This window comes from Variovorax sp. F042, from assembly GCF_057814215.1.
This window is the reverse complement of record NZ_JBVASX010000002.1, coordinates 697,198-712,753: the sequence shown is the minus strand read 5'-3', so window position 1 is coordinate 712,753 and position 15,556 is coordinate 697,198. Positions and strand designations below refer to the sequence as shown.

Annotated in this window: 14 protein-coding genes; 11 read left to right on the top strand and 3 right to left on the bottom strand. The window is 64.3% G+C overall.

Annotation, left to right across the window (positions count from 1 at the left end; genetic code table 11):
• Window positions 1-12 precede the first annotated feature (12 nt).
• From ACZYSP_RS11830 to msrQ, 4 genes are all read left to right on the top strand, one after another.
• Window positions 13-2,184: a cytochrome c biogenesis protein ResB gene (locus ACZYSP_RS11830; RefSeq protein WP_093048509.1), complete on the top strand. Its 2,172-nt coding sequence runs from the start codon at window positions 13-15 to the stop codon at window positions 2,182-2,184.
• Window positions 2,181-3,497 carry a c-type cytochrome biogenesis protein CcsB gene (gene ccsB, locus ACZYSP_RS11825; RefSeq protein WP_489014255.1) on the top strand — a complete coding sequence of 439 codons (1,317 nt, stop codon included), beginning with the start codon at window positions 2,181-2,183 and terminating at the stop codon, window positions 3,495-3,497. The genes ACZYSP_RS11830 and ccsB overlap by 4 nt, the downstream gene beginning before the upstream one ends.
• A gap of 116 nt (window positions 3,498-3,613) precedes the next feature.
• On the top strand, window positions 3,614-4,636 hold the full coding sequence (msrP, locus tag ACZYSP_RS11820; protein WP_489014253.1) for a protein-methionine-sulfoxide reductase catalytic subunit MsrP: 1,023 nt from the start codon (window positions 3,614-3,616) through the stop codon (window positions 4,634-4,636).
• Window positions 4,637-4,664: 28 nt separating this feature from the next.
• A complete protein-coding gene (gene msrQ / locus ACZYSP_RS11815; RefSeq protein WP_489014251.1) occupies window positions 4,665-5,330 on the top strand; it encodes a protein-methionine-sulfoxide reductase heme-binding subunit MsrQ in 666 nt (221 codons plus the stop codon).
• A 10-nt stretch (window positions 5,331-5,340) separates the two neighbouring features.
• On the opposite strand, the gene lysA is transcribed toward msrQ, so the two are convergent.
• Both lysA and lptM read right to left on the bottom strand, forming a co-directional pair.
• Window positions 5,341-6,627 (bottom strand): diaminopimelate decarboxylase, encoded by a 1,287-nt coding sequence (gene lysA, locus ACZYSP_RS11810; RefSeq protein WP_489014249.1) that lies wholly within the window; start codon window positions 6,625-6,627, stop codon window positions 5,341-5,343.
• Window positions 6,624-6,842, bottom strand: coding sequence for an LPS translocon maturation chaperone LptM (gene lptM / locus ACZYSP_RS11805; protein WP_256330706.1), 219 nt, complete (start codon window positions 6,840-6,842; stop codon window positions 6,624-6,626). Before lptM ends, lysA begins: the two co-directional genes overlap by 4 nt.
• A 63-nt stretch (window positions 6,843-6,905) precedes the next feature.
• On the opposite strand from lptM, the gene cyaY reads away from it, so the two are divergent.
• The gene (gene cyaY, locus ACZYSP_RS11800) at window positions 6,906-7,238 is read left to right on the top strand and encodes an iron donor protein CyaY (RefSeq protein WP_093172500.1); all 333 of its coding nucleotides are present in this window, start codon (window positions 6,906-6,908) and stop codon (window positions 7,236-7,238) included.
• Between the two features lie 16 nt (window positions 7,239-7,254).
• Here the strand turns inward: cyaY and ACZYSP_RS11795 are convergent, their stop codons facing one another.
• On the bottom strand, window positions 7,255-9,663 hold the full coding sequence (locus tag ACZYSP_RS11795) for a penicillin-binding protein 1A (protein ID WP_093048530.1): 2,409 nt from the start codon (window positions 9,661-9,663) through the stop codon (window positions 7,255-7,257).
• Window positions 9,664-9,902: 239 nt separating this feature from the next.
• Between ACZYSP_RS11795 and ACZYSP_RS11790 the strand changes: the two genes are divergently transcribed.
• Genes ACZYSP_RS11790 through ACZYSP_RS11765 form a run of 6 tightly spaced genes read left to right on the top strand, consistent with a single transcriptional unit; the run spans window position 9,903 to window position 15,532 of the window.
• Window positions 9,903-10,982, top strand: coding sequence for a pilus assembly protein PilM (locus ACZYSP_RS11790; RefSeq protein WP_093048533.1), 1,080 nt, complete (start codon window positions 9,903-9,905; stop codon window positions 10,980-10,982).
• Window positions 10,979-11,599, top strand: coding sequence for a PilN domain-containing protein (locus ACZYSP_RS11785; protein ID WP_093048536.1), 621 nt, complete (start codon window positions 10,979-10,981; stop codon window positions 11,597-11,599). Before ACZYSP_RS11790 ends, ACZYSP_RS11785 begins: the two co-directional genes overlap by 4 nt.
• Window positions 11,600-11,605: 6 nt before the next feature.
• Window positions 11,606-12,283, top strand: a complete 678-nt coding sequence (locus ACZYSP_RS11780) for a type IV pilus inner membrane component PilO (protein ID WP_489014246.1) — start codon at window positions 11,606-11,608, stop codon at window positions 12,281-12,283.
• Entirely contained in the window at window positions 12,280-12,819 is a 540-nt protein-coding gene (locus ACZYSP_RS11775) for a pilus assembly protein PilP (RefSeq protein WP_093048542.1), read from the top strand. Before ACZYSP_RS11780 ends, ACZYSP_RS11775 begins: the two co-directional genes overlap by 4 nt.
• Window positions 12,816-14,960 (top strand): type IV pilus secretin PilQ, encoded by a 2,145-nt coding sequence (locus tag ACZYSP_RS11770; RefSeq protein WP_489014244.1) that lies wholly within the window; start codon window positions 12,816-12,818, stop codon window positions 14,958-14,960. The genes ACZYSP_RS11775 and ACZYSP_RS11770 overlap by 4 nt, the downstream gene beginning before the upstream one ends.
• Before the next feature lie 23 nt (window positions 14,961-14,983).
• Window positions 14,984-15,532: a shikimate kinase gene (locus tag ACZYSP_RS11765; RefSeq protein WP_489014242.1), complete on the top strand. Its 549-nt coding sequence runs from the start codon at window positions 14,984-14,986 to the stop codon at window positions 15,530-15,532.
• Window positions 15,533-15,556: the final 24 nt, after the last annotated feature.

Here is a 15,556-nt window from a genome sequence, read left to right as displayed (position 1 = left end):
TACCTTCGCCCGATGTCCGTCTCCACCCATGGCCTTCGCGTTCATCGCGGCCCGCACATGCTTCGCGCTGCGGTGGAGCTGTTTTCGTCGATGCGCTTCGCGATCGCGCTGCTCACCATCATCTGCATCGCGTCGATCATCGGCACCGTGCTCAAGCAGCACGAGCCGATCAACAACTACATCAACCAGTTCGGTCCGTTCTGGGCCGAACTGTTCCGCGCGGCGCGGCTCGACTCCATCTACAGCGCCTGGTGGTTCCTGCTGATCCTGCTGTTCCTCGTGATCAGCACCACGCTGTGCATTGCGCGCAACACGCCGCGCATCCTGGTCGACCTCAAGACCTTCAAGGAAGACATCCGTGCGCAGAGCCTGAAGGCCTTCGGCCAGCGTGCTGAGAACCGGCTCGGTGAAACGCCCGAAGCAGCGGCCAACCGCATCGGGCAACTGTTGGTGAGCGGCGGCTGGAAGGTCAAGCTGCAGCAGCGCGAGGCCGTCGATGGCAGCCGGCCGACCTCCGCAGGCTGGATGGTCGCGGCGCGCGCCGGCGGCGCGCACAAGCTCGGCTACATCGCGGCCCACAGCGCGATCGTGCTGGTGTGCATCGGCGGCCTGCTCGACGGCGACCTCGTGGTGCGCGCGCAGACCTGGTTCAACGGCAAGAGCGTGTTCACCGGCGGCGGCATGATCGCCGACGTGGCGCCGGAGCACCGCCTGTCCGCCAGCAACCCGACCTTCCGCGGCAACATCCTCGTGCCCGAGGGCGGGCAGGGCAGCGTGGCCATCCTGAACCAGTCCGACGGCGTGCTGCTGCAGGAGCTGCCGTTCTCCATCGAGCTGAAGAAGTTCATCGTCGACTACTACTCGACCGGCATGCCCAAGCTGTTTGCGAGCGAGGTGGTGCTGCACGACCGCGAGACCGGCGAGCAGGTGCCGGCGCGCATCGAGGTCAACCACCCGGCCAGCTACAAGGGCGTGGAGATCTACCAGTCGAGCTTCGACGATGGCGGCTCCAAGGTGAAGCTCAAGGCAGTGCCGATGGCGGCCGCTGCCAAGTCTTTCGAAGTGGAAGGCATCATCGGCGGCCCGAGCACCGAGATCACCAACGGCAAGGACAAGCTCACGCTCGAATACGCTGCGCTGCGCGTGATCAACGTCGAGAACTTCGCCGACGCCGGCGCCATGGGCAGCGGCGCCGACGTGCGCAAGGTCGACCTGCGCCACGACATCGAATCGCGCCTGGGCGCCGCCAACAAGACCAACAAGCCGAAGGTGCTGCGCAACATCGGCCCGAGCATCGGCTACAAGCTGCGCGATGCTGCCGGCCAGGCGCGCGAGTATCAAAACTACATGGTGCCGGTCGACACCGGCGACGGCCAGCCGGTGTTCCTGCTCGGCATGCGCGAGAAGCCCGAAGACCCGTTCCGCTACCTGCGCGTGCCGGCCGACGAGCAGGGCTCGATGGATGGTTTCGTGCGCATGCGCGCCGCACTCGGCGACGCCGACACCCGCGCGCGTGCCATCGAGCGCTACATCGCCAAGGCGACCGACCCCAAGCGTCCTGAAATGGCCGAGCAGCTGCGCGTGTCGGCCGCGCGCGCGCTGGCGCTGTTCTCGGGCAGCGAGCGTGCCAAGGCCGACGCCACCACCGTAGGCGGCTGGCAGGCGATTGCAGAGTTCATGGAAGTCAACGTGCCCGAGGCCGAGCGCGAGCGCGCAGGCGGCGTGCTGGTGCGCATCCTGAACGATGTGCTGTTCGAAGTGCTCAACCTGAGCCGCGAAGGCGCCGGCCTGGCCGCGCTGCCGAACGACGAGAAGTCGCAGGCCTACCTGACCCAGGCCGTGCTGGCCATCAGCGACGCGCACTTCTACCCGGCCCCGGTCGCGATGATGATGACCGACTTCACCCAGGTGCAGGCCAGCGTGTTCCAGGTGGCGCGCGCCCCTGGCAAGAACGTCGTCTATCTGGGCTGTCTGTTGCTGATCGTCGGGATTTTTGCCATGCTGTACGTCCGTGAGCGGCGCCTCTGGGTGTGGCTGACGCCCGATGGCAACGGGACCGACGGTGCCACGGCGGCCACGATGGCGTTCTCGGTCAATCGCAAGACCATGGACAGCGACCGCGAATTCGAGCACCTCAAGCACAAGCTGCTCGCCCTGAACAAGACAGAACCCGAGACACCATGAACACCACGACCCTCACGCTCAATGAAAGCTGGCTCTCGCGCCGCAACCTGTTCGACTGGGTGTTTGCGGCGCTGGTGCTGGCCGGCGGCCTGTTCGCCTTCACGCGCTATGCGGGGTCGATGGACTATTACGAGAAGCCGATCCTCGTCGCCGCGGTGATCGCGATGATCTCCATCGGCTGGTTCTGGCGGCCGTTGCGCGTGCTGGCCATCGTGGTGGCCGCGGCGTCGCTGCTGGCCATCGCGTCCTACCAGGGCGACCTGGCACGCGCCGACACGGTGTTCTGGCTCAAGTACTTTTTGTCGAGCCAGTCGGCCATCCTCTGGATGAGCGTGCTTTTCTTCATGGGCACGCTGTTCTACTGGCTCGGCTTCTTCGGCGGCAAGCAGTCGGATGCTTTCGACATGATCGGCTCGCGCCTGACCTGGGCTGCAGTGACGATGGCGCTGATCGGCACCATGGTGCGCTGGTACGAAAGCCACCTGCTCGGCCCGGACATCGGCCACATCCCGGTCAGCAACCTGTACGAAGTGTTCGTGCTGTTCTGCTGGCTGACGGCCACGTTCTACCTTTACTTCGAAGAGCGCTACAACACGCGCGCGCTCGGCGCCTTCGTGATGCTGGTCGTCAGCGCAGCGGTCGGCTTTCTGCTCTGGTACACGATCGTGCGCGAGGCGCATGAAATCCAGCCGCTGGTGCCTGCGCTGCAGAGCTGGTGGATGAAGCTGCACGTGCCGGCCAACTTCATCGGTTACGGCACCTTCGCGCTGTCGGCCATGGTCGCCTTCGCCTACCTCATCAAGGAGCAGGCCAACGAGACGCGCTGGTACAAGCTCACGCCGATCTGGCTGCTGGGCGTGGCGCTGTGCTTCGTGCCGGTGGCGTTCCGCCAGCGCGTGCAGGAAGCTGGCGGCAGCTACTGGGTGGTCTATGCGGGCATCTCGGCGTTGATTGCGGCGGGCATCCTGCTGGGGCGCAAGCGCATCGCGGCGCGCCTGCCGGCCAACGACGTGCTCGACGACGTCATGTACAAGTCGATCACCGTCGGCTTCGCCTTCTTCACCATCGCCACCGTGCTGGGCGCCCTGTGGGCGGCCGATGCCTGGGGCGGCTACTGGAGCTGGGACCCGAAGGAAACCTGGGCGCTGATCGTCTGGCTCAACTACGCGGCCTGGCTGCACATGCGGCTCGTGAAGGGCCTGCGCGGCACCGTGGCGGCCTGGTGGGCACTGGGCGGGCTGGCGGTCACCACTTTCGCCTTCCTTGGCGTGAACATGTTCCTGAGCGGGTTGCACAGCTACGGCACGCTGTAGACGCAAGCTTGCGGTCTTTCGCGAAGAATTGAAACCGCGCGCCGCGACGGCGCGTAACCAAATCAGGGCTGGTCACGAACTACCCTGAGCACAACGATTCACGCGAAAGGCCTGTCATGTCGTTCCATTCCCGCCCGATCCGTCGCAACAGCAGCAGCGACAACGGCTTCACCCACCCGCTGTCGAGCGAGATCACGCCGCGCGCCGCCTACGAAAGCCGGCGCGACATGCTGAAGCTCATGGCTGGTGGCGCGGCAGGGGCGGCGCTGGCCGGTTTTGCCTCGCGCGAAGCGTGGGCTCAGGCCGAGCGCCCCAACAAGCTCGCGCCGCTGCCGGGCGCCAAGTCGGCGGTGCCGGGGGCCATGTCGATGGAAAAGCTCACCGACTACAAGGACGCGTCGACCTACAACAACTACTACGAGTTCGGCACCGACAAGGCCGATCCGGCCAAGAACGCCGGCACGCTGAAGACGCGGCCGTGGACCGTGGAGGTCGAAGGCCTGGTCAAGAAGCCGGGCAAGTACGGCATCGAAGACCTGCTCAAGCTCAGCGCGCAGGAAGAGCGCATCTACCGCCTGCGATGTGTCGAAGGCTGGTCGATGGTCATTCCGTGGGTCGGCTATTCGCTGGCCGAGCTGATCAAGAAGGTCGAGCCGCAGGGCAATGCCAAGTTCGTCGAGTTCGTGACGCTGGCCGACCCCAAGACCATGCCCTTCGTGGGCTCGCGCGTGCTCGACTGGCCCTATGCCGAAGGCCTGCGCATGGACGAAGCGATGCATCCGCTCACGCTGCTTGCCTTCGGCATGTACGGCGAGGTGCTGCCCAACCAGAACGGCGCGCCGGTGCGCCTGGTGGTGCCGTGGAAGTACGGCTTCAAGTCGGCCAAGTCGATCGTGAAGATCCGCTTCGTCGAAAAGGAACCGAGCACGGCGTGGAACAAGGCTGCGGCCAACGAGTACGGCTTCTATTCGAACGTGAACCCGAACGTCGACCACCCGCGCTGGAGCCAGGCGACCGAGCGCCGCATCGGCGACGGCGGCGGCCTGTTCGCCAAGCGGCGCAAGACCGAGATGTTCAATGGCTACGAAGCCCAGGTCGGCCAGCTCTATGCGGGCATGGACCTGAAGAAGAACTACTGAGCTTGCCTCTGCACCCGGCCATCGCTCCATGAACAAGCTGCTCATGCATCCGGCGACCAAGCCGGTCATCTTCTTGCTGTGCCTGCTGCCGTTCGCGCGGCTGGCCTACGGCGCGTTCACGGACGGGCTCGGCGCCAACCCTGCCGAGTTCCTGATCCGCGCCACCGGCGACTGGACGCTGCGCTTCATCTGCATCGTGCTGGTAGTGACGCCACTGCGCGTCATCAGCAAGTGGAACGCGCTTGCGCGCTACCGGCGCATGCTGGGCCTGTTCGCCTACTTCTACGTGGTGCTGCACCTGCTGTGCTACAGCTGGTTCGACATGGGTTTCGAGTGGGGCGATATCGCCAAGGACATCGCGAAGCGGCCGTTCATCCTGGTGGGCTTCTCGGCCTTCGTGCTGCTGACGCCGCTGGCGGCCACGTCGTTCAATCGCGCGATCAAGGCGATGGGGGCGAAGCGCTGGCAGATGCTGCACAAGCTGGTCTACGTGATCGCGGGCCTGGGCTTGCTGCACTTCTTCTGGATGCGCGCGGGCAAGAACAACTTCGCCGAAGTGTTCATTTACGTTGCGATCATCGGGGTGCTGCTTGCGTGGCGCGTGTGGAATTTTGCGAGCAAGCGCAAGGCGAAGTCGGCAGCAGGGGCAACAGGCGCGGTGCGCAACAGCGAGAAGCCGCTGCGCACCAACTGACAGACGGCAATCAGCCGTCGATCTCGCTGCGCAGCTGGTCTTCCATCGTCTCGCGGCGGCGGATCAGCCTGGCGCTGGCGCCACTTACCAGCACCTCGGCGGCACGGCCGCGCGTGTTGTAGTTGCTGGACATGCTCATGCAGTACGCGCCCGCCGACAGCACCGCCAGCAGGTCGCCCGCCACCACGTTGAGCGCGCGGTCGCGGCCGATCCAGTCGCCGCTTTCGCAGACCGGGCCGACCACGTCGTAGGTCGGCGCGTCGCCAGCGCGCGTGCGCACTGGCACGATGCGCTGGAAGGCCTGGTACATCGCGGGGCGCGGCAGGTCGTTCATGGCCGCGTCGACGATGCAGAAGTTCTTGTCCTCGCCGGGCTTGGTGTAGAGCACCTCGGTCACGCACACGCCGGCATTGCCGACCAGCGAGCGGCCGGGCTCGATCACCAGTTTGCGCTGGCCGAAGCCGCGCGCGTCCAGCTTGGCGAGCAACTGCTGCCACAGCGCATCGGCCTTGGGCGGCACTTCGCCGTTGTAGTCGATGCCCAGGCCGCCGCCGAAGTCCAGATGATGGATCGGCACGCCGGCCGCTTCGATTGCCTCGACCAGGTCGAGCACGCGATCGCAGGCGTCGAGGTAGGGCGAGGCTTCGGTGATCTGCGAGCCGATGTGGCAGTCGATACCGACCACTTCCAGGCCCGGCAGCCTTGCAGCATGTCGGTAGGCTTCGACCGCGCGATCATGCGCGATGCCGAACTTGTTGCCCTTGAGGCCGGTGGAGATGTACGGATGCGTCTTCGGATCGACGTTCGGATTGATGCGAATGCTGATGGGCGCGCGCTTGCCTTCGGCCACCGCCATTTCGTTGAGCACGTCGAGTTCGGCTTCGCTCTCGACGTTGAAGCAGGCGATGCCGGCGGCGAGGGCCTGACGCATTTCGGCGCGGGTCTTACCGACACCGGAGAAGATGATCTTCTTCGGATCGGCGCCCACGGCCAGCACACGAGCCAGTTCGCCGCCCGAGACGATGTCGAAGCCGCAGCCTGCTTCCGCGAAAACGCGCAGCACGCCGAGCGACGAATTGGCTTTCATCGCATAGCAAATCAGTGCATCGCGACCCTCGAAGCCGCGCTGGTAGGCCGCCAGGGCATCCAGCATCCACTGCTTCGAGTAGACGAAAAGAGGGGTGCCGTGCTCGCGGGCCAGCGCGTCGAGCGCAACGCCTTCGACGTGCAGTGCGCCATCGCGTTCTGCGATGTGCGGCTGGCCGGGGAGGGCGGGGGATGTGATATCGGCGCTCACTTGCGCGGTTCCGTGCTGTTGCTGGCCGGTGCACTTGCGGCAGCCGCTGGTGCGGGCGCAGCCTCGCTGGAGGAGGATGACGACCGCAAGCTTTCGGGTGTCATCAGCTGCGGCAACGTGGCTCGTCCGGCGGCGGCAGGATCGGTCGGCAGGTACAGCGCACCGCGCTGTCCGCAAGCAACCAGACCGGCAGCGCCTGCGACGAGGCAGACCATGAGCGCAGCGCGGGCGCGGGTGCTCACTAGAATTTGGCGAACGTTCAACATAGCGAAATTGTAATGACCGACACCGAGTACATGGACCGCGCCGAAGCCGCGCTCGCCGCCATCGAGCAAGGCTGCGACCGCATCAACGATGCGACCGACGCTGACATCGACAACCAGAGGGTGGGCGGGATGATCACGATTTCGTTCCGCAATGGCAGTCAGTTGATCGTGAATCTGCAAAAGCCCCTGCAGGAAATCTGGCTTGCCGCGCGCTCTGGCGGCTACCACTACCGCCATAACGGCCAAGCCTGGGTCGATACCAAGACCGGGGAAGAATTCTTCGGCAACCTGTCGCGCGAGGCGACCCTGCAGGCAGGCCAGCCGCTGGCGTTCGCGGCTGCCTGATTCTGCGTCTCCGCCGTCAGTTGCGGAAAAGATCGAGGATGCGGTTGCGCTCCTCGGGCGGGGCCGGCGGGCTCACCGGGGCGCCGGTCAGGGCTTCCGCTGGCGCCGCAGGCGTGGACTCCACGCCCAGGCTTGCCACACCGCGTCCCGGCGCATAGTCGTCGTAGTACCACTCGCCGCCGACGCTCACGATGCCTGAAGGCGGGTTGGCCGACAGCTCTGTCACCGGCACGCCCTTGATGGCGGTTTCCATGTAGGTGATCCAGATCGGCAGGCTCAGGCCGCCGCCGGTTTCGCGGTCGCCCAGGTTGCGCGGTGTGTCGTAGCCGATCCACGAGATGGCCGTCATGGTCGGCTGGAAGCCGGCGAACCAGGCATCGAGCGAGTCGTTGGTGGTGCCGGTCTTGCCGTACAGGTCGGGGCGCTTGAGCATGGCCTGTGCCTTGGCCGCGGTGCCGGCGCGAGCCACGGAATTCAGCAGCGTGTCCATGATGAAGGCGTTGCGCTGGGGAATGGCGCGCAGCGATTCGTTGAGCAGCGGCGGCTGCTTGTCGACCAGCACCTTGTCCTTGTGGTCGGTGATGCGGGTCACGAGGTAGGGGTTGACGCGGTAGCCGCCGTTGGCGAACACCGAATAGCCCACCGCCATCTGCATCGGCGTGACCGAGCCCGCGCCCAGTGCCATGGGCAGGTAGGCGGGGTGCTTGTCCTTGTCGAAGCCGAAGTTGGTGATCCACTCCTGCGCGTAGCGCGTGCCGATGGACTGCAGGATGCGGATCGACACGAGGTTCTTCGACTTCATGAGCGCGGTGCGCATCGACATCGGGCCGTCGTAGCCGCCGCCGTAGTTCTTCGGCTCCCAGGGTTGGCCGCCGGTGGTGCCGGCGTCGAAGAAGAGGGGGCCGTCGTTGATGACGGTGGCCGGGGTGAAGCCCTTTTCAAGCGCCGCGGAATAGATGAATGGCTTGAAGCTCGAGCCCGGCTGGCGCCAGGCCTGCGTCACGTGGTTGAACTTGTTCTTGCCGAAATCGAAACCGCCGACCAGTGCCTTGATGGCGCCGTCGCGCGGATCCATGGCGACGAAGGCGCCTTCGACCTCGGGCAGCTGCGTGATTTCCCAGGTGTTCTTGGGCGTCTTCACCACGCGGATGACCGCGCCGCGGCGGATCTTGATATTGGGCGGGGCCTTGTCGGAGAGGCCGGACTGCGCAGGCTTGAGACCGTCGCCGGTGATCTGCACTGGGTCGCCGTTGCCGCGCACGGCGTCGATCTGCTTGGCAGTGGCCTTGAGCACGACCGCTGCCATCACGTCGCCGTTGTCGGGGTGGTCGCTGAGTGCGTCGTCCACCGCCTCGTCGAGTTCCTTGGCGTCGTTCGGCAGATCGACGAACTTCTCGGGGCCGCGATAGATCTGGCGGCGCTCGTAGTCCATGATGCCCTTGCGCAGCGCCTTGTAGGCTGCCGCCTGGTCGGCCGCGACCAGCGAGGTGTAGACCTTCAGGCCACGCGTGTAGGTGCTGTCGCCGTACTGGGCGTACATCAGCTGGCGCACGGTTTCCGCGACGTATTCGGCGTGCAGGCGGTTCGGGTCGGCGGCATCGCGCAGATGCAGTTCTTCCTTCTTGGCTTCGGCGGCCTGTTCAGCGGTGATGAAGCCGGCTTCCTGCATGCGGTCGATCACGTAGAACTGGCGACCGCGTGCACGTTGCGGGTTGTTGACCGGGTTGTTCGCGCCCGGCGCCTTCGGCAGGCCGGCCAGCATGGCGGCCTGTGCGATCGTAAGTTCTTGCAACGGCTTGCCGAAATACGCTTCGGAGGCGGCGGCGAAGCCGTAGGCGCGGTTACCGAGGTAGATCTGGTTCAGGTAGATCTCGAAGATCTGATCCTTGGTGAGCAGGTGCTCCAGCTTGAAGGTCAGCAGCACTTCGTAGATCTTGCGGGTGAGCGTCTTCTCCGAGCTCAGGTAGACGTTGCGTGCCACCTGCATCGTGATGGTCGACGCGCCCTGGCTCTTCACGCGATTCATGTTGGCCAGGCCCGCGCGCACCATGCCCTTGTAGTCCACGCCGCCGTGGTCGTAGAAGCGTGCATCTTCGGCCGCGAGCACGGCGTCTTTCACGACCTTGGGAATGGCGGAAATTGGGGTGAGATTGCGGCGTTCCTCGCCGAATTCGCCGATCAGGGTGCCTTCGGCCGAGAACACCCGCAGCGGCAGCTTGGGCCGGTAGTCGGAGAGTTCGCTGATGTCCGGCAGGTTCGGATACGCGACGGCAAGAGCCACCGCCACCACGCAAAGCACCGCCAGCACACCGGCCGCGGCAATGCCGAAGCCCCAGAAGAAAAAGCGCAACAGCCATTTCAGCCAGGTCGGGCGCTTGGGGGGAGGGGTCTTGGCTGGCCCTTTGGGGCTTGAAGTTTCTTGCATGAGGGGCCGGAGAGTCACCGGACATTATAAAAAGCCGTCCTCTTTTCACGATCCGATCTTTGCTGCCCTTGCATCGCCATAATTCAAAAGTTACAAAATGCGGATTTGACGTCAGGTTTTGACAACGCTTCAGGGTTTTGCCCCCCGGCGCTGCTTGGTTGCCGCTACGCCTGCTGCTAGCATGCAACCGAACGCACATTTTTCTATTGGTTACAAATACAGGGGGAGAGGGACTTAACTTGGCTGCTCTTGGATCATTGTTTCGTCGTCAGAACGCTCCCCTGCTTGGGCTGGATGTCAGTTCGTCCAGCGTCAAGCTGGTCGAGCTCGGCCGTGAGGCCAGCGGCAAGCTGGTCCTGGAGCGCTGTGCCATCGAGCCCCTGGAACGTGGCTGGATCACTGACGGCAACGTCGAGAAATTCGACGAAGTGGCGGAAGCCGTCCGGCGCGTCGTCCGCAAGAGCGGCACGCGCACGCGCAATGTGGCGCTTGCACTGCCGCCGTCGGCCGTGATCACCAAGAAGATCATTCTTCCGGGCGGCATGAGCGAGCAGGAGCTCGAGATTCAAGTCGAGTCCGAAGCCAACCAGTACATCCCGTTCTCGCTGGACGAAGTCAGTCTCGACTTCTGCGTCACGGGGCCGAGCGCCACGTCCGCCGGCGACGTGGAAGTGCTGATTGCCGCGTCCCGCAAAGAAAAGGTGCAGGATCGCGAAGGCTTGGCGGAAGCCGCCGGCCTGAAGGCGATGATCCTCGACGTCGAGTCTTATGCATCGCGCCTGGCAACCGCCCGCCTGATCGAGCAACTACCCGGCAAGGGCGTGGATTCGATCGTGGCGCTCTTCGAAGTGGGCGCGTTCACCACCAGCATGCAGGTGCTTCGCAACCAGGAAGTGCTGTATGACCGCGATCAGGCATTCGGCGGCGCCCAGCTTACGCAACTGATCGTGCGCCAGTACGGTTTTTCCGCTGAAGAAGCCGAAGCCAAAAAGCGCAGCGGCGATCTGCCCGACGACTACGGTTCCGGTGTGCTCAAGCCTTTTGTGGAAGGCATCGCGCAGGAAATCGCGCGTGCGCTCCAGTTCTTCTTCACGAGCACGCCGCACAACCGTGTCGACTATGTGTTGCTGGCGGGTGGATCGGCATCGCTGCCGGGCCTGACCAACGCCGTGACGCGACAGACCTCGTTCGCCTGCTCGCTCCTGAATCCCTTCGACGGCATGGACTTCAGTTCGAACATCCGCGAGAAGAAGGTTCGTCGCGAGGCGCCGTCCTATCTGACCTCTTGCGGGTTGGCCATGCGGAGGTTCCTGCAGTGATCCTCATCAATCTGCTTCCGCACCGCGAAGCTGCACGCAAGCGGCGGCGCGAGGCTTTCTTTGGCACATTGGGCGCCGCAGCGGTGCTCGGTCTTCTGATTGCTGGCTTGGGCTACCTCTGGTTCGAGGCCCAGATCGCGGCGCAGCAATCGAAGAACAGCTTCCTCTCGGCCGAGATCAAGAAGCTCGAGGTCGAGATCAAGGAAATCTCGACCCTGCAGGAAGAAATCGCAGCGCTGCGCGCGCGCCAGCAGGCCGTCGAAGACCTGCAGGGCGACCGTAACCTGCCTGTGCACCTGCTCAACGAACTGGTCCGGCAACTGCCCGATGGCGTCTACCTGACCAGCATGAAGCAGGACAACCAGACGGTCACGCTGCAAGGCATGGCCCAGTCGAACGAGCGGGTCTCGGAGTTGCTGCGCAACCTGGGCAACAACAGCCCATGGCTCGTGAAGCCGGAGCTGGTCGAAATCACTTCGGCAAACGTGAACCTGAATCCGCGCGACCAGCGCCGCGTTGCGAACTTCACGATGCGCATTGGCCTGAAGCGCCCCACCGATGCTCAAAAGGCCGCTGCCGAGAAGGCCTTGGCCGCAACGGCGCAATCCAAGGGGTAACCGATCATGGCAAGCAATCGCCCCTCCCAAAAAATAGATGTCGGCGCTGCACTGCAGCGTTTCGGCGAACAGTTCCGCGGGCTCAACCCGAACGATCCGTCGATGTGGCCGTCGGTGCCCCGGTACGCGCTCTGCCTGGCGGTCACCGCGCTGGTACTGGTCGCCCTGTGGTTTGTCTGGCTGACCAATTCGAACGACGAGCTCGAAAGCGAGCGTTCCAAGGAAGTTGCACTCAAGGCCGATTACCAGAAAAAGGTGGCTCAGGCAGCGAACCTCGAACTGCTGAAGAAGCAGCGCGAACAGGTGCAGCAGTACGTGACCCTGCTCGAGAAGCAGTTGCCCAGCAAGGCTGAAATGGACGCCCTGCTGTCGGACATCAATCAGGCAGGTCTTGGCCGCAGCCTTCAGTTCGAGCTGTTCCGTCCGGGGCAGGTATCGGTCAAGGACTACTACGCCGAGCTTCCGATCGCTGTTCGCGTGACCGGGCGGTACCACGACATGGGTGCCTTCGCAGCTGACGTCGCCGGCCTCTCGCGCATCGTGACGCTGAACAACATCACCGTCACCCCGCAAAAGGACAAGGACGTGCTGACGATGGACGCCACCGCACGCACCTTCCGTTACCTCGATGAAGACGAGCGGGCCGCGCAGAAGCGCGCCGCTGCGCCGAAGGCGAAGAAATGAAGATCGCCGCCAAAGTACTGTGGCTGACGATGGCCGCGCTGGGGCTGAGTGCCTGCGACTCGGGTCAGGACGACCTGCAACGCTGGATGGCCGAACAGCGCGCCCAGGTGAAGCCTTCGGTGCCGCCCATTTCCGAGCCCAAAAAGTTCACGCCGCAGGCCTACACCGAGGCCTCGTCGTTCGAACCTTTCAACATCCTGAAGCTGACGCAGGCACTGCGCCGCGACTCGAACCAGCCGAGCACGTCGGAGCTGATCGCGCCCGAACTGGCACGCCGCAAGGAGGCGCTCGAAGCCTTCCCGCTCGACTCGATGGCGATGGTCGGCAGCATGAATCGCAACGGCCAGCCGGTGGCGCTGGTCCGTGTCGACAAGCTGCTCTACAAGGTGCGCGTCGGCGAATACCTGGGACTCAACTACGGGCGCATTACCCGTATCAACGAAACCGAAGTCGCCTTGCGTGAAATCGTGCAAGACGCCGCCGGTGAATGGATCGAACGCGTCGCGACGCTGCAGCTGCAAGAGAGTGCGAAATGAACCAAAACAAATCAACGATGGCACAGTGGCTGCGCGCTGCCGGCCTGGGTCTGCTGGCCTTCGGTGCATTGGCCGTGGCCCATGCGCAAAACGCCATCGAGGCCGTGACCAGCTCGACACAGTCCGGTGCGGAAGTGATCCGCATCGACCTTGCGCAGCCGCTCACCGCGGTGCCCGCCGGGTTTGCCGTGCAAACGCCGGCTCGCATTGCGCTCGATTTTCCGGGTGTCACGAACGCCATCGGCCGCTCTGCCATCGAAGTGAACCAGGGCAACCTGCGCTCGGTGAACGTGGTCCAGGCCGGTGAGCGCAGCCGGGTGGTGCTGAACCTGAAGCAGGCGACTGCGTACAAGGCCGAGATCCAGGGCAAGTCGCTGCTGGTCATTCTCGAACCGGTGGCTGGTTCGGCGCTTGTCACGTCTGCCGCCACGACTTTCGCTGAAAACCGCAACCGGGACATGTTGCCGTTGCGCGACGTCGATTTCCGCCTTGGCGCCGACAGCACGGGCCGCGTCATCGTCGATCTTCCGAACAACCAGGTCGGTGTCGACGTCAAGCAGCAGGGCAAGAACCTCGTTGTGGAGTTCACCAAGTCGACGCTGCCAGAGGGGCTGCGCCGCCGCCTCGACGTGGCCGACTTCGGAACGCCGGTCCAGCTGATCACCTCGCAGCAATCGGGCGACCGTGTCCGCATGACGATCGAAGCCAAGGGCGACTGGGAGCACAGCGCCTACCAGAGCGAGAACCAGTTCGTGGTCGAAGTCCGCGCCCGCAAGGTCGATCCGACCAAGCTGACGCAAGGCGTCGGCTACAACGGCGAGAAACTGTCGCTCAACTTCCAGAACATCGAAATCCGTTCGCTGCTGCAGGTGATTGCCGACTTCACGAACTTCAACATCGTGACCTCGGACTCGGTGAGCGGCGCGCTGACTCTGCGACTGAAGGACGTGCCCTGGGATCAGGCTCTCGACATCATCATGCAGGCGAAGAACCTGGGCATGCGCAAGAATGGCAGCGTGCTGTGGATCGCACCCAAGGATGAAATCAACGCCAAGGAAAAGCTCGAATTCGAGGCCAAGGCCGCGATCGAGAATCTGGAGCCGCTGCGTACCCAGTCGTTCCAGCTCAACTACACCAAGGCGATTGCCATTGCGCAGGGGTTGACGGGCACGGGTGCTTCATCGGGCGGTGGCGGCGGTACGACGACGCGCATCCTGAGCCCCCGCGGCAGCGTCATCGCCGAGTCGCGCACGAATCAGCTCTTCGTGTCGGACATCCCGTCGCGCCTGGCCCAGGTGACCGAGCTGATCCAGAAGCTGGACATTCCGGTTCGTCAGGTGCTGATCGAAGCCCGGATCGTCGAAGCGTCCGACACCTTTGGCAAGTCGCTTGGTGTGCGGCTGGGCGGCGGTATTGCTGGAGAGCGCTTTGCATCGTCCGCCGGCAGTCGGGCTTATGGCAACGTTGGCGTCATGCCCATCGTCACGCCAGGTACCAATGGCGCTGCCAGCACGGTCACCAGCACCTTTACCAATTCCAACTTCATCAACCTCCCGGCAGGCGATGCAGGCGGTACCGGCAACGCGGCGGGCACCTTCGCGATCTCGCTCTTCAATTCGAGCTTCTCGCGCATGCTGAACCTCGAAATCTCGGCGCTCGAAGCCGACGGCAAGGGCAAGCTGGTGTCCAGCCCCCGTGTCATCACGGCCGACCAGACCAAGGCGCTGATCGAGCAGGGTGAAGAAATCCCGTACCAGCAGGCCACGTCCAGCGGTGCTACCTCGATTTCGTTCCGCAAGGCGGTGCTGAAGCTCGAAGTCACGCCGCAGATCACGCCGGAAGGCAACATCATCCTGACGCTGGACGTGAGCAAGGACGCCCGCGGCGTGAATACCTCGGCAGGTCCGGCAATCAACACCAAGCACGTGCAAACCGAGGTGCTGGTGGAGAACGGCGGCACGGTCGTCATCGGTGGTATCTTCGAACTCACCGAAACCAATGACGAATCGCGCGTGCCGGTGCTGGGTGAAGTGCCCTACCTGGGGGCACTGTTCCGCAAGCGCGAACGCGTTGCCAACAAAACCGAAATGCTCGTCTTTATCACCCCGAAGATGATTACCGACCGCAACGCCGCGCGCTGACGCGCGGGCGTAGCAGCCACCGCGTGGCGGTCGCACTCGTCGGCTTGCCCGGCGCCGGAAAATCCGCAGTGGGCCGGCGCCTTGGGATGCGGCTGGGCTTCCCGTTCATCGACACCGATCATGTGATCGAGCAGCGCATAGGCTGCTCGATCCGCGATTACTTCGAGCGCGAGGGCGAAGTAGCCTTTCGGGATCTCGAACAAACCGTGATCGCCGACCTGGCCGCCAATGCCCAGGGCGTGCTGGCGACCGGAGGCGGCGCCGTGCTGCGGGAGGCCAACCGCACCCAGTTGCGCCATCACTTCCACGTGATCTACCTGCGCTCTTCCCCCGAGGACCTGTTCCGGCGCCTGCGCCACGACGTCAAGCGGCCCCTGCTGCAGGTGGCTGACCCGCTGGGCCGGCTGCGCGAACTGCACGATGCGCGCGACCCGTTCTACCGGGAAACGGCCCATGATGTGGTCGATACCGGTCGCCCGTCGATCGCCATGCTGGTGAACATCATCGTGATGCAGCTCGAATTGGCAGGCGTCGTCGAGCCGGGCGCCCATCCCGAAGAGCCCCCCGCCTGAGCCTGTCCGGGCCGCAGCGCCTAA